This window comes from Qipengyuania qiaonensis (assembly GCF_019711515.1).
Classification (GTDB): domain Bacteria; phylum Pseudomonadota; class Alphaproteobacteria; order Sphingomonadales; family Sphingomonadaceae; genus Qipengyuania; species Qipengyuania qiaonensis.
In genome coordinates this window covers 283,661-297,727 of the sequence record NZ_JAIGNO010000002.1, presented here as the reverse complement: position 1 = coordinate 297,727, position 14,067 = coordinate 283,661, and the positions used below count along the sequence as shown (strand labels likewise).

Below are 14,067 nucleotides of genomic sequence, written 5' to 3'. Positions count from 1 at the left end.
CGTAGCGGCAGGGCGTTTTGATGCGCGGGCAGAATACGATTGCAAAATCTCTGCGGCAGAACCTTGCGGCGCGCTGTCAACAGGCCTAGGCGCGGCGCGCAGGTCGTGGCGCACACGACTCGGATATTTCGCGGCGCGGAAACGATCATGCGCCGCAAGGAGAGAGGCCCCGCATGGGTTCGATGACTGCTGCACTTCCCAGGAAACTCCGGAACGCCATAACCGAACGGATGCGGCTATCGCTGCTGAGCGGCGATACGCCGTTCGACAAGGCGCGTCTCGCCGATGCCGCAGAGTTTGTCGGCGCCCTCGCCGCGGAACGCACCATAGGCCGCTCCTCCATGGCCATCGAAAGCGTAAGCGACGAACGCCGCCTTACCCGCATCGCCATCATCAATGACGACATGCCCTTCCTCGTCGATTCGGTTGCCGCCGCGATCGCCTCGCTGGGTTTGTCGATCGACCGGCTCGTCCATCCGGTCATCCCCGTCGAGCGGGACGACAACGGCGCACTGACCGGCATTCCCGATGGCGACCCCGAGGACGCCTATTGGGAATCGATGATCTATATCGAGGCCGCCCGCGTCGACGCGAAGACACGCCGTCTGTTGCGGGAAAGCCTGAAGGAAACTCTGGCCGACGTGCGCGCGGCAGTCAGCGACTGGTCTAAGATCCAGGCGCACATGGCAAAGGATGCCGAACGTATTCGCCAAGCCGACGAGGAAGGCGCAGCCCTGCTCGACTGGCTCAATTCGGGCATGCTGACGCAGCTTGGACATGTCACTCGCCTACGCGACGGCAGTCAGACCGATACCTTGGGCATTTGCCGCAAAAGCGCGAGCGAACTGCTCGCCGCAGCCTCCTATGACCGCGCCTTCGAATGGTTCGACAACGGTCAGGACAAGCGTCGTCCGCTGATCATCAAGGCCAACCATCTCAGCAACGTCCATCGTCGCGTTCCGCTCGATCTGTTTATCGTGCCTGTCGAAGAAGGCGGAAGAACGGTTGGGCTTTCCGTCCATGCCGGTGTGTGGACGAGTGCCGCCTTGGCCGCGCCGCCACGCAGCGTTCCGCGCTTGCGCGGCCAGCTCGACAGTTTGCGAGAGCGCCACGGCTTCGACGATACGGGCCATGCGGGCAAAGCATTGGTGCATGCGCTGACCACGCTTCCGCACGACCTGCTCATCGGCTTCTCCGAAAAGGACGTCGAACGTGTGGCGACCACGATGATGAGCCTGGTCGACCGGCCGCGTCCACGCCTTTCTCTGGTCGAAGCTCCGCTGGCGCGGCACCTGTTCGCTTTCGTCTGGTTGCCGCGCGACATGGTTGCGACGCAGGTCCGGATCGAAATTCAGGCGCTGCTCGAAGGAGCGGCAGCCGGACGCCTGCTCGACTGGAGCCTCGAAGTGGAGGGCGGCAATCTCGCCACGATCCGCTTCGTCTTCGACATCCGCGACGGCGACCAGGCACCCGACGAAGCCAAGCTCGAAGAACAAATGCAAACGCTGCTGCGCGGCTGGACCGAAGCGGTAGAGGCCGAACTGGCCACGATCGAAGAAGCGAACCGGGCAGCCGGCCTTGCCCTGCGTTTCGCCGAACATTTCCCGACCGGCTTTCGCGGTCGCTTTGGCCCACACGAAGCGGCGCTCGATATCGCTCGGCTGCACAAGCTCGGCGCCAGCGTCGAAAGCGAGGACGTGGTGCGCGGCGCCCGTTTGTGCTTTTCCGAGCGCGAGGTCGAGATCGCCGGTTGCCTGCGACTCAAACTCTATCAGTCCGAAGGTAGTCTGCCCCTCTCCGAGGGTGTGCCCGCGCTCGAGAATTTCGGGTTCTATGTGCGATCCGAATTGCCGACCGTACTCGACGACGGGCGGCTGGGAACGATCCACGACTTCCTGCTCGATCTGAAGCCGGGAACCGATCCCAAAACGCTGACCGATAGGTCCGAAGCGATCGAAGAAGCGATCGCTGCCGTGCTCAACGGCGAAGCGGAGAACGACCCGTTCAACCGGTTGGTGCCCGAGGCGGGCCTGTCCGCTCGCGAAGCCAATTGGTTGCGCGCCTATTATCGCTACCTGCGTCAGGTCGGGATGGGCTTCACGATCTACACCGTCGTCGATGCCCTGGCTGCCGCGCCGGACGTGACGCGTGCGCTGGTCGCCCTGTTCACGGCGCGCCACGATCCGGAATTCGGGGACGGGCGCGATACCGCAATCGAAGACGCGCGCGCCGCGATCAGGCGCGGTCTCGCAAAGGTCAAGGCGATTAACGACGACCGCCTTCTCAGACTATACAATGCGCTGATAGATGCGATCCTGCGCACCAACGCCTTTGCCCCCGCCGCAAGCGAAGCGCTGGCCTTCAAGATCGATTCGGCCAAGGTTCCAAATCTGCCCAAGCCGGTGCCGTATCGCGAAATCTTCGTCTATTCGCGGCGCGTGGAAGGCATCCATCTGCGCAGCGGCCCGGTTGCGCGCGGCGGTCTGCGCTGGTCGGACAGACGCGACGATTTCCGTACCGAAATCCTCGGTCTGATGAAGGCGCAAAGGGTCAAGAATGCGGTGATCGTGCCAACTGGCGCGAAGGGCGGTTTCTATCCCAAGCAATTGCCCAATCCCGCCATCGACCGCGAGGGCTGGGCCGCCGAAGGACGCGGCAGCTACGAGGCATTCATTCGCACGCTGCTGTCGGTTACCGACAACATCGTCGACGAGAAGGTCGTGCATCCCGAGAGCGTTGTCATCACGGATGGCGAAGACCCCTATTTCGTGGTTGCCGCCGACAAGGGCACCGCCACCTTCTCCGACATTGCCAACGCCATCGCGGAGGCGAAAGATTTCTGGCTCGACGATGCCTTCGCCAGCGGCGGCTCCAAGGGGTACGACCACAAGGCGATGGGCATTACCGCTCGGGGCGCCTGGGTCAGCGTCCAGCGCCACTTGCTCGAAATGGGCATCGATGTGCAGAGCGAAAGCATCGAGGTGGTCGGCTGCGGCGATATGTCCGGCGACGTGTTCGGCAACGGCATGTTGTTGTCGAAAGCGATCAAGCTGGTCGCCGCGTTCGACCATCGGCACATTTTCCTGGATCCGAACCCGGATCCGGCCAAAAGCTGGGCCGAGCGAAAGCGCCTGTTCGATCTGCCCCGGTCGAGCTGGCAGGATTACGACGACAAGCTCATTTCGAAAGGCGGCGGTGTCTTCCCGCGCGACGCCAAAAGCATCAAGCTGTCCAAAGTTGCGCAGGCCAGACTTGGCATCGACCAATCCCAGATAGAGCCCGAAGCTCTGATCTCGGCAATCCTGCGGGCACCGGTCGATCTTGTCTGGTTTGGCGGCATCGGCACCTACGTCAAGGCAAGTCACGAGAACAATGTGCAGGTCGGCGATCCGGCAAACGATGCCTTGCGCGTCGATGCGCTGGAGGTTCAGGCAAAGGTCATCGGCGAGGGCGCCAATCTCGGCATAACCCAGGCTGCACGCATCGAATTCTCGCTCCACGGCGGGCGCTGCAACACCGACTTCATCGACAATTCGGCCGGCGTCGATTGCTCGGACAACGAGGTCAACATCAAGATCGCGCTGGCCGCCGCCAAGCGCTCGGGCAGGCTGTCCGAACCCAAGCGCGTGGCGCTGCTCGAATCGATGACCGACGAGGTCGCCGAAATCGTTCTCGAGGACAACCGTTTGCAGGCGCTGGCCCTGTCCATCGCCGAACAGGGCGGTGCCGGCGCCGTGCCGCCGCAACTGCGCCTGATCGAAACGCTGGAGGATCGCGGGGCGCTGGATCGACAGACCGAGGGGCTGGCCTCCGGCGAGGCGCTCGGCCGCAGGACTACCGACGGACTTGGCCTGACGCGCCCCGAACTGGCCGTGTTGCTGTCCTCGACGAAACTGGTCCTGCAGGATGCCATCGAACAAAGCGGCCTCCCCGACGATACGAGCGCGGCCGATCTGCTGACCGACTATTTCCCGTCGGCGATGCGCAAGAAGTTCAAGCGCGAAATCGACGGTCACCAACTGCGCCGAGAAATCATTGCGACGGCATTGGCCAACCGCATCGTAAACCGCATGGGCTTTGTTCATCCCTTCGAACTCTCCGAAGAGGAAGGCGTGGGCCTGGCGGATGTCACCGCCTCCTTCATCGTGGCGGGCAGGCTGTTCGACGTCGGCGGCCTGTGGTCCGAACTGGAGACGGCGGACATGCCGGAAGACGTGCGGATCTACCTTTTCCGCCATACGGCCGGCGCGTTACGCAGCCAGATGGCGGACCTGATCCGCGTCGGCGCCGGCACCACGCCACCAAGCGAACTCATTGCCAGTCTGCAAGATCGTGTGAACAAACTCATGACGGGCTCGGAAGAACTGCTTACCGAAGCCTCGCTCAGGCAGTCGGGCAAACTCCGAACAGAATTCGTCGAGATGGGAGCGCCGGAAAGGCTCGCGGCACGCGTAACCCACCTCTACGACATGGACGGTGCGGTCGGCCTCGCATCTCTCGCTCGTACGGCCGAAATCGACGTGCGCGCATTGACGGCCGCTTTCACCGATCTGGGCGCGCGCATCGGGCTCGACTGGGCGCAGAGCACATCGGCGATGATGAACCCGTCGGACGTGTGGGAACGCCTGCTGGTGGCGGGCCTGTCGCGCGATTTTCAGCAAATGCGCCTGGAGTTCCTGCGCAGGCTGTCGCGGCGCAAGGGCGCGAAAAAAGATCCGCTTGGAACCGTGGCTGTCTGGGCGCAGGAACACTCTGCGGCGATCCGCCAGTTCCGCACGATGGTCGGCCGCGCGCAGTCGCAGGGTGAAGTGGCTCCGGCAACGCTGGCGCAGGTTGCCAGCATGGCGCGCAACCTGCTCGCCCGATAGGACTGCGCTTGACCGGCTGACATTTTCACGCCAGCCAGCGCGACGATGGAACATTACGACGTCGTCATAGTGGGATCGGGACACGGCGCCGCGCAGGCGGCCATTGCCCTGCGCCAGAACGGCCATGAGGATTCGATCCTCATGGTCAGCCGCGACCGCAACCCGCCTTACGAGCGCCCCCCGCTGTCGAAAGAGTACCTCGCCGGTGAAAAGCCTTTCGAGCGAATCCAGATCCGCCCCGAGAAATTCTGGTCCGACAAGCACGTCGAGCTGCGGCTGGGAAGAAATGTCAACGAAGTCGACCCCGTCGCGCGCGAACTGGTTTTGTCCGACGAAACGCGGATCGCCTATCGCAAGCTGATCTGGGCCGCCGGCGGCGATGCGCGACGGCTTTCCTGTCCCGGCAGCGACCTTGCCGGGATCCACTACATCCGAACGCGCCGCGACGTCGATACGCTCAAGGAAGAGCTCGGCACCGGCGGCAAGCGCGCCGTCATCGTGGGCGCGGGCTATATCGGGCTCGAAGCGGCGGCGGTGCTACGCAAGCTGGACTGCGAAGTCACCGTGGTTGAAATGCTCGACCGCGTGCTGGCGCGCGTCGCCGGTCCGGAGCTGTCCGAATTCTATGCCGCCTATCATCGCGAGCAGGGCGTCGATTTACGTCTGTCGACCGGCGTGGACACCATCCAGGGCGAGGACGGACGCGTCAGGGCCGTCGTTACCGACAGTGGCGAAACCATCGCCTGCGATGTGATCGTTGCAGGCATCGGCATCGTGCCGTCTGTCGGCCCGCTGATCGCCGCCGGGGCAGCGGGATCCAGCGGAGTCGATGTCGACACCTTCGGTCGCACTACGCTGGACGATATCTACGCGATCGGGGACTGCGCAGCCCATGCCAACCCCTATGCCGACAACAAGGTCATCCGCCTCGAATCGGTGCAGAACGCCAATGACATGGCCAGCGTCGCGGCGAAGGCGATCATGGGAGACAAGCAGGACTACGACGCCGTGCCATGGTTCTGGTCGAACCAGTACGATCTGCGCCTGCAGACCGTCGGCATCTCGATCGCCCACGACCAAACGGTCTTGCGCGGCGATCCGGCGGAGAAGAAGTTCAGTGTCATCTACCTGCGCGAAGGCAAAGTCATCGCGCTCGACTGCGTCAACAACACCAAGGACTATGTTCAGGGGCGCAAGCTGGTTATGGACCGTGCGGAGATCGATCCCGATCTGCTCGCCGACGCGTCCGTCCCGCTCAAGGAGATGCGCTGAGCCGCGCAAACGCCCATTGGGCAGCTTCGGCAACGACGGGGTCGTTATCGGAGCACAGGTGACGTACAACGGGCGCCAACGCCTTGGAGCCGCTATTGCCGGTCGCGTAAAGGCAGTTTCGAACGAAACGGTCGCGTCCCACACGCTTGATCGGCGATCCCGAGAAGAATTGCCGGAACCCCGCATCGTCGAAAGCGAGGAAGGTCGCGAGATCGGGCGCGATCAGTTCCTCGCGCGGCAACAGCTTTGTATGCGCATGCGCCGCGTCGGCGAACTTGTTCCACGGACACACGGCAAGGCAATCGTCGCAGCCGTAGATGCGGTTGCCGAGCAGGGGACGCATGTCTTCGTCAATCTCGCCCTTATGCTCGATGGTCAGGTAGGAAATGCAGCGGCGCGCATCCAACACGTAGGGGCTGGGGAAGGCATCGGTCGGGCAGGCGTCCTGACAGGCCCGGCACGACCCGCACCGATCGGTTCCCGGCGCATCGGGCACGAAGTCCAGCGTCGAATAGATCGCCCCGAGAAACAGCCAGCTGCCATGGTCGCGACTGACGAGATTGGTGTGCTTGCCCTGCCAGCCGATCCCCGCCGCCTGGCCGAGCGGCTTTTCCATTACCGGCGCGGTATCGACGAAGACCTTGAGCTCGCTCTCCGGCTCGCGCTCGATCAGCCAGCGCGCCAGCGCCTTGAGCGCCTTTTTCACGACATCGTGATAGTCGCGCCCCTGCGCATAGACCGATATCCGCGCCTTTTCGGGCATATCGGCCAGCGCCAACGGATCGCCATCGGGCGCATAGCCCATGCCGAGCGCGATGACGCTTCGCGCATCCGGCCACAGACCCTGCGGCGAGGCACGCTGACCTTTGCGCGCCTCCATCCATTCCATCGAACCGTGACGGCCCTGCCCCAGGAATTCCTCCAGCCGCGCGGCGCGCTGCGGATCGGGCGCCGCCGAGGCGAAGCCGCAGGCGACGAAACCCAACCGCGCCGCCTCCGCGCGCAATTTCGCCTGCAATTCCGCATTAACCATGCTTGCGTGTGCTCCCGTTCACTGCCAGCCGCTAGTCATGCGCCCATGCTTACAGAGACAGGCACCATGACGCGACCCCCGGCCGGCGACTATCGCCCGCTCGCTATCGAGGCACACGGACTGATCAAGCGCTTCGACGATACGCTGGCGGTCGACGGGGTGGACATTGCCGTCCCCGAAGGCGCGATCTACGGCATTCTCGGCCCCAATGGCGCGGGCAAGACGACGACGCTGCGCATGCTGCTGGGCATCATCGATCCCGACCAGGGCGTGCGCCGCGTGTTCGGCAATGATCGCCCGCACGAAGTGGCCAAGCTGATCGCCTATCTGCCCGAGGAACGCGGCCTCTACCCGGCGATGAAATGCGACGAGGCGATTGCCTTCATGGGCGCGTTGCGCGGCCTGCCGACTGCCGAGGGCAAGGCACGGGGACGCGAACTGCTCGAACGCCACGGGCTCGGCCATGCGGTCGACCGCCAGATCCGTCAGCTATCCAAGGGGATGGCGCAAACGGTGCAGCTGCTTGGCACGCTGGTCCATCGGCCGAAACTTGTGGTGTTCGACGAACCGTTCAGCGGTCTGGATGCGATCAATCAGGGCAAGCTGGAGGTGATGATCCGCGAGCTGGCGCAGAGCGGCACCACGGTGATCTTCTCAACCCACGTCATCCACCACGCCGAACGCCTGTGCGACGAGGTCGCGATCATTGCCGGGGGCAAGGTGCCCTATGCCGGATCGGTCGACGTCGCGCGCGACCGGATTCCGGCCCAGGTGCGGCTGGAAACGCGGACCGGCGAGGGCGAATGGCGCAGGGCGCTGCCGGCGGATGCACGCCACGACGCCCGCCTGTCCCAAGGGGGCGAGGGCAGCCACTTCTGGTACTTTCCCGTCCCCGACAGCGGCATCGAGGAGTTGCTGAAGCGGTTGATCGATGGCGAAGCGGGCATCCTGTCGCTCTCGATCGAGCGCGCCGGCCTGCACGACGCCTTCGTGGAGATCGCCGGCGAGGCCGCGGCGCGTGCACTCGACGAGGACACTGCCGAAGGAGCTGCGCGATGAGCGATACCACCCGCCTTTCGCTGTTCGAGGCCGCGCGCGTCGTCGCCCGACGAGATTTCCACGCGATCCTGTTCAGCCGTGCGTTCTTCTTCTTCCTGCTCGGCCCGCTGTTCCCGATCATCATCGGCGCCATGGCCGGAGGCATCGGCGGCCAGGTCCAGCGCGAAGCGACGACCCGCCTGGTGGCAGTGGCCATGGCGGCAGACGATACGGAGGCCATGATCGGCGCACGCCAGCGGCTGGCCCCGCAGATCGGCTCGGCGCTCCCGGAACTTCAGGCGACTTCCGGCGACATGTCGCCCGGAGACATCCTGCGCCAGCCCGGCAAGAACTTTAGCGCCGTCGTGAGCGGAACGCTTGCAGCGCCCGTCGTCACCGGCACTCAGGATGCGATCGACTTCTGGCGCGGACCCGTGGCGATGATCGCTGCGGAAGCGAGCGCATCGAAGGTCGCTGCCTACCCGTCCGTCGGGGCCGATCCCGTGGCGACGAGTGTCGCGGCCCAGCGCACCGACCGCATCCGTACCGCGCAGGCAGGCCAGTTGCTTCTGTTCCTGCTGATGATGCTGCTTGCCGGAATGGTGCTGTCGAACCTCGTCGAGGAAAAGGCCAACAAGGTGATCGAGGTGCTCGCCGCGGCTATCCCGATGGACGCGGTGTTCCTCGGCAAACTCGTTGCCATGCTCGGCGTCAGCTTCGTCGGGATCGCGGTCTGGGCCGCAGCGGGCGGGGCGATCGCGCTCGTCGCCGGAAGCGCGCTGCCGCAATTGCCCGAGCCCGCACTGGGCTGGCCGCTCTTCATGGCCCTGGGGATCGTCTATTTCGCCATGGGCTACCTCCTGCTCGGCTCGCTCTTCCTGACCATCGGCGGCATGGCGGCCACCGTGCGGGAAGTTCAGACCATGTCCATGCCGGTCACGATGGCACAATTGCTGGTGTTCTTCCTCGCCGCCTCGGCGATCACCAGCCCCGGTTCGCCCATGGAGGTGTTCGCCGCCGTATTCCCGCTATCCTCGCCCTTCGCGATGCTGGCCCGCGCGGCGCAATCCGAAGCCTTGTGGCCACATGCGCTGGCGATCGGCTGGCAAGCCTTGTGCGTGATCCTGTTCGTCCGTGTGGGCGCGATGATCTTCCGCAGGCGCGTGATGAAATCCGGCAAGGGCGGGCGTGCGGTGAAAAATCGTGTCGGCGGGACGAAGCCCGCCTGACGCATCGCGCCGGTATCATGCCGCGGCGAAGCGCCCGCCAGGTCGGTGGCGATTTGCAACGCACTATTGACACACCTGTCAGTTAGGGCAGGATGGCCGGATATGGGAAAGCGGCCCGAAGGAGTCGCGTCCCTGTGAGGAGAGACACATGGCAACCGCTGCAATCGAACGTCCCCAATGCCGCACTTCGCCCACGGCCTATCAAGCGCTGAAGCAGCATTTCGAGGAACATCCCGAAGAGCGGCCCAGCCATCCGCATAAATGGGACGTCAGCCGCAGCGATATCTATGCCGAGAACACCTGGCATCCCATCTTTCGCGAAATGCGCGAAGCGGGGCCATTGCACTATATTCCCGAAAGCCCGTTCGGCCCCTATTGGGCAGTGGTCGGCCACAAGGCGATCCAGCATATCGAAGCGCTGCCGGACATTTTCTCCAGCAGCTGGGAGCATGGCGGGATCACCATCCTCAACCGGCTGAGCGAGGAAGAGCTGGCCGAGGCCGGAATCGAGGAAAAGCGCGAATTGCCGATGTTCATCGCGATGGACCGGCCGCAGCATACCGGCCAGCGCCGCACCGTCGCGCCCAAGTTCACCCCCAGCGGCATGGCCGAAATGGAAGGCGAAATCCGCCAGCGGACCGGCGAACTGCTCGATACGCTGCCGCGCGGCGAAGTGTTCGACTGGGTCGACACGGTCTCGATCGAACTGACCACCGGCATGCTGGCGATCCTGTTCGGCTTCCCGTGGGAAGACCGCCGCCTGCTGACTTTCTGGTCCGACTGGTCGGGCGATACCGAACTCGCCACCGTGCGCGAGCTCGACGATATGCGCTGGGGCTTCCTGCGCGAAATGGCAGCCTATTTCCAGTCGCTGTGGATCGAGCGCACGCATGACAAGGAGCCGGGCGACGATCTCATCTCGATGATGATCCACTCCGAAGCCATGAACCAGATGAGCCCGCAGGAGTTCATGGGCAATCTCATCCTGCTGATCGTGGGCGGCAACGACACGACCCGCAATTCGATGAGCGGCTTCGTCTACCAGCTCGACAAGAATCCCGACCAGCGCAAGCTGTTCGAGCAGAACCCGGACATCATTCCCAACGCCGTGCAGGAAATGCTGCGCATGCAGACCCCGCTGGCGCATATGCGCCGTACCTGCGTGGAGGATACCGAGGTTTTCGGCCAGCAGATCAAGGCGGGCGACAAGGTCGTGCTGTGGTATCTTTCCGCCAATCGCGACGAGGAGATCTTCGAGAACCCCGACAAGCTCGATCTCGCGCGCGAGAATGCACGACGGCATATCGCCTTCGGTTACGGCATCCACCGCTGCGTCGGCGCGCGCCTTGCCGAACTGCAATTGCGCGTATTGCTGGAGGAAATGCACAAGCGCCGCATCCGCGTGCACCTGGCGGGCGATATCGAACGGGTGCGGGCGAATTTCGTCCATGGTTTCCGCAAGCTCGAAGTCGAGATCACCGAATTCTGAGCCGCGGCGTAACCTTGCGCCCATCTCAAGCGTAGGTTCAGGAGCAGGGGACTAAGCCCCTGCTCGATGGGCCGAATGCATATGACCGACAACCCCTTCGACCGCCGCCGCATGCTCGGCTGGATCGGTGCTTCCGCCAGCTTCGTCGTGCTGTCCGCCTGCGGTTCGGGCCGGGCGGAAGCGAAGGATTTTCCCAAGGGACGTAGCGACGCCGAATGGCGCAAGCGGCTGACCAAGAGCGAATTCCATATCCTGCGCGAAGCGGGAACAGAGCGGCCCTATTCATCGCCGCTGAACGACGAGAAGCGCAGCGGCACGTTCGTCTGCGCCGCCTGCGGCAACGCGCTGTACAGTTCGAAGACCAAATACGATTCGAAAACCGGATGGCCGAGTTTCTGGCAGGCCATCGACAGGGGGGCAGTCGGGACCAGCACCGATTTCAAGATCGGCTATCCCCGCACGGAAGTGCATTGCGCCGATTGCGGCGGGCATCTGGGGCACATTTTCGACGATGGGCCCCGGCCGACCGGGAAACGCCATTGCATCAACGGCGCTGCGATGGACTTTCGACCCGCCTGAGCGCGCGCACCGGAACCGGGACGGTTAGGTCGACATCCCGACCGACGTCCCGGCCCGCAGGTTTCAGCTATTGTCCTGCAACAGCACCGGGCACTGGATCTTGACCGCGAACATCGCGAATTCGCGCAGGGAAAAGGTGTCCTCGAACACCAGCCCGTAATTGGCATCCCTGCGCCAGCGAACCTTGCACCGGATGTCGGGCAGATGTTCGCAACCGATCGTCACGCGCTGATCGATGGCGAAGACCTGGTCGCATTCGATCCGCGAACCCTGCTGCGAGATGTTCAGCGTAAATGCCTCGCTCCGGCCGGACAGGGTGGACACGGTCAGCGGCAACATCACGTTGAGACGCAGCGCCCGTTTGGGGAAGCTCCAGTCTTCGTAGATCAGCCGGTCGACCGAGATCGGCGCGGCAAAACGGTAACTGGCATCGAAGCCTTCGCTGCGGACCATTTCCAGTTCGTAGGTCTCGCCGTTCTGCAGTTCGAGCGCGATGGCCTTGTCGGTCGGCAGCGCATGGAAGGTCCGCAGCGACACGCCGGTAGCCGACACATCGCGGATGACGCAAACGAACTCGCCCTGGCCGCAGACGAGCTTGGCCGCGCGGATGAGCGAGGTGAAGCGGGGCGCACCGCGTTGGTCGGTCGCACTTGCCGAAGCGTTGTTATCCATATGCAGTCCGGTGGTGTAATCCATCGTCCCTTCATCCTCGGGGTGCAAACAGCCCGGCCCGGCTGCCTGCGCTACCTTGGACCAGTATCACTTCGAACCCCGCTAATAGGCAGATAGGGGTTAATGCGGAGATAAAGGGAGAGGCGAGCGGGTGCGTAGGTTCGTCTGAGACACAGGCAGTCGTTCGAGCTGCGAAGGATTGTCCATGGTTGACGCCCGCACGTTCAATTCGCGCAAAGTGGTCGCCGAGATTGCGCAGATACCTTCGGCGCGACTTGCTGCGGCGAGAAGGCGACCGTCGAGCGTACGGCACGCGGTGACTACACCGTCCGAATTGCGGCTCACCAGATATGCGATCGGGTCCGTGACGCTGCCGTTCCATACGCGCAGCACGCCCAACTGATGGATTGGCCGATGATGGTGGCTCAGCGCTGGATAGGTCAGTTCGTCGACCAGCAGTCTTTTGTAGGTGACTCCCGCCTGTATGCCCGCAGAATCCATGGCCATGGTCACCGCTTCGCGAATGGGCGTGTAATCGGCGATCGACACCGAGAAGGGTTGCTGAGGGGCGTAACCTGGCGTTTGAGCCGACGTCCAGAGCGTGGGGAGCGTGTTGGAGAAGACAATGACCTGGCTGGCCAGTGCAGCGGCAAACAGCGCCGCCGCAGAAACCCGCAGGACCCTCGTGTCCCGCCGCCTCGAGCCGCCCGGCAAGGTCAGAATGAGAAGCAGCGCGACGACGAGAGACGGCAGAATATGCCCCGCCTCGTAGTCGTTGCGGTTCAACTGGCTGATGGCCCAAACTGCGCATGCGCCGATCAATGCGGTTGCCAGAAGGAGGCGCGGCTCTTGCAAGGCTGCAAACCGGGATTTCCAAACGAACAGAATCGTGAAGTACGCCATGGCGGCGAGCGCAAAACTCCAAGCCGCCCACAGCAGCCAGTAGACGATCAGCGACTGCATAATGGTGAATTGGTCAGGCGGCAGCCAGTTGGACATCGGGTCGGCGCGTGGGAGGATCAGCATGACATAACCGAACGGATCGATGCCATTAGCCAGAACTCGGGCAAAATCGGAGACACCGGCTCCTGCGGCCAATGCGGACGCCACGTTTTCCTGTGCGAACATTCCGGCAAGTTTCGCATCACCGGGGCAGCTCATGCGCGAGCTCCAGTAGTGCGCCGATGCTGCCATCGTCGTAACTAGCGCGAGCATTCCCATGAAACGGGGGACGAGCGTGGTTCGCCCCTGCCCGCAGGCCCACATCGCAACCAGCGCGACCGCTCCGTAGAGCACGCCCTTCATATGATAGCTTTGCGCGACGATGCTGAGCATCAGGATCGTCGCGACTTTGATCCAGATGAGCCGCGGTTCGGCGCGATTGGTGGGATCCCACAGAGCGACGAGCACTATAAGCAGCGTGGTGAGGATGATCGGTTGCTCGGGGCGGCTCAGTACCATGGCGAACGGCAGTGTACCGATCCCCAGTATGGCGAAGGCCAAGATGCCGAGCAGTTTGCGTCGTACAGAATCGCCTTCGACGCGGCGGAGGAGCAACCAGACGAGAGCCAGCCAGGCCAGCGCGCACGCTACCCCGGCCAAGCGAACGAAAATCGGCTCGGGAAAGGCGCCGTTCGCGGCCGCACTGAACAACCTTACCGGCCAGATATGGATCGGTGGAACGGCAATGCTCGTGGGTCCGCAAATATCGCTGAAGAGGCCATCTACGCCATCGATCCCTGCCCGCTGAAGAAACCGCCAGCCGGTCTCGTCCGTGTAGACCGGCACCAGAATGCCGACGACAATGCTTAGGATAAGTCCGCCCGCGGTCAGCACGAACACGATATCGAGAGCGGAAGGACCGCCTCCATTGCGTAGACTGCTCAT

General features: G+C 63.6%; 9 protein-coding genes. 6 read left to right on the top strand and 3 right to left on the bottom strand.

From position 1 onward, the window contains the following. The first annotated feature begins 173 nt into the window (after positions 1-173). Complete coding sequence (locus K3174_RS04395; protein WP_221556003.1) at positions 174-4,868, top strand: NAD-glutamate dehydrogenase; 4,695 nt, start codon at positions 174-176, stop codon at positions 4,866-4,868. Between the two features lie 45 nt (positions 4,869-4,913). Continuing rightward, positions 4,914-6,140, top strand: coding sequence for an NAD(P)/FAD-dependent oxidoreductase (locus tag K3174_RS04390; protein WP_221556001.1), 1,227 nt, complete (start codon positions 4,914-4,916; stop codon positions 6,138-6,140). Here the strand turns inward: K3174_RS04390 and queG are convergent. Next, positions 6,124-7,173, bottom strand: coding sequence for a tRNA epoxyqueuosine(34) reductase QueG (queG, locus tag K3174_RS04385; protein WP_221555990.1), 1,050 nt, complete (start codon positions 7,171-7,173; stop codon positions 6,124-6,126). The two genes, K3174_RS04390 and queG, sit on opposite strands and share 17 nt — an antisense overlap. Positions 7,174-7,239: 66 nt before the next feature. Between queG and K3174_RS04380 the strand changes: the two genes are divergently transcribed. The 4 genes from K3174_RS04380 to msrB all read left to right on the top strand — a co-directional run bounded on the left by K3174_RS04380 (position 7,240) and on the right by msrB (position 11,508). Continuing rightward, a complete protein-coding gene (locus K3174_RS04380; RefSeq protein WP_221555981.1) occupies positions 7,240-8,232 on the top strand; it encodes an ABC transporter ATP-binding protein in 993 nt (330 codons plus the stop codon). Then, the gene (locus tag K3174_RS04375) at positions 8,229-9,440 is read left to right on the top strand and encodes an ABC transporter permease (RefSeq protein WP_221555972.1); all 1,212 of its coding nucleotides are present in this window, start codon (positions 8,229-8,231) and stop codon (positions 9,438-9,440) included. Before K3174_RS04380 ends, K3174_RS04375 begins: the two co-directional genes overlap by 4 nt. 148 nt (positions 9,441-9,588) lie before the next feature. Beyond that, the gene (locus K3174_RS04370) at positions 9,589-10,929 is read left to right on the top strand and encodes a cytochrome P450 (protein ID WP_221555970.1); all 1,341 of its coding nucleotides are present in this window, start codon (positions 9,589-9,591) and stop codon (positions 10,927-10,929) included. 81 nt (positions 10,930-11,010) lie between these two features. After that, the gene (gene msrB, locus K3174_RS04365; protein ID WP_221555968.1) at positions 11,011-11,508 is read left to right on the top strand and encodes a peptide-methionine (R)-S-oxide reductase MsrB; all 498 of its coding nucleotides are present in this window, start codon (positions 11,011-11,013) and stop codon (positions 11,506-11,508) included. Positions 11,509-11,571: 63 nt separating this feature from the next. Here the strand turns inward: msrB and K3174_RS04360 are convergent, their stop codons facing one another. Together K3174_RS04360 and K3174_RS04355 are read right to left on the bottom strand one after the other, a co-directional pair. Further along, the gene (locus K3174_RS04360) at positions 11,572-12,204 is read right to left on the bottom strand and encodes a PilZ domain-containing protein (RefSeq protein WP_221555966.1); all 633 of its coding nucleotides are present in this window, start codon (positions 12,202-12,204) and stop codon (positions 11,572-11,574) included. Positions 12,205-12,300: 96 nt separating this feature from the next. Continuing rightward, positions 12,301-14,067: a hypothetical protein gene (locus K3174_RS04355; RefSeq protein ID WP_221555964.1), complete on the bottom strand. Its 1,767-nt coding sequence runs from the start codon at positions 14,065-14,067 to the stop codon at positions 12,301-12,303.

Bases quoted from the DNA above. Each gene is read 5' to 3' on its own strand.
- K3174_RS04355 (WP_221555964.1), bottom strand. From the start codon at position 14,067: ATGAGCAGTCTACGCAATGGAGGCGGTCCTTCCGCTCTCGATATCGTG.
- K3174_RS04370 (WP_221555970.1), top strand. From the start codon at position 9,589: ATGGCAACCGCTGCAATCGAACGTCCCCAATGCCGCACTTCGCCCACG.
- K3174_RS04395 (WP_221556003.1), top strand. From the start codon at position 174: ATGGGTTCGATGACTGCTGCACTTCCCAGGAAACTCCGGAACGCCATA.
- K3174_RS04360 (WP_221555966.1), bottom strand. From the start codon at position 12,204: ATGGATTACACCACCGGACTGCATATGGATAACAACGCTTCGGCAAGT.
- K3174_RS04380 (WP_221555981.1), top strand. From the start codon at position 7,240: ATGACGCGACCCCCGGCCGGCGACTATCGCCCGCTCGCTATCGAGGCA.
- K3174_RS04390 (WP_221556001.1), top strand. From the start codon at position 4,914: ATGGAACATTACGACGTCGTCATAGTGGGATCGGGACACGGCGCCGCG.
- K3174_RS04375 (WP_221555972.1), top strand. From the start codon at position 8,229: ATGAGCGATACCACCCGCCTTTCGCTGTTCGAGGCCGCGCGCGTCGTC.
- msrB (WP_221555968.1), top strand. From the start codon at position 11,011: ATGACCGACAACCCCTTCGACCGCCGCCGCATGCTCGGCTGGATCGGT.
- queG (WP_221555990.1), bottom strand. From the start codon at position 7,173: ATGGTTAATGCGGAATTGCAGGCGAAATTGCGCGCGGAGGCGGCGCGG.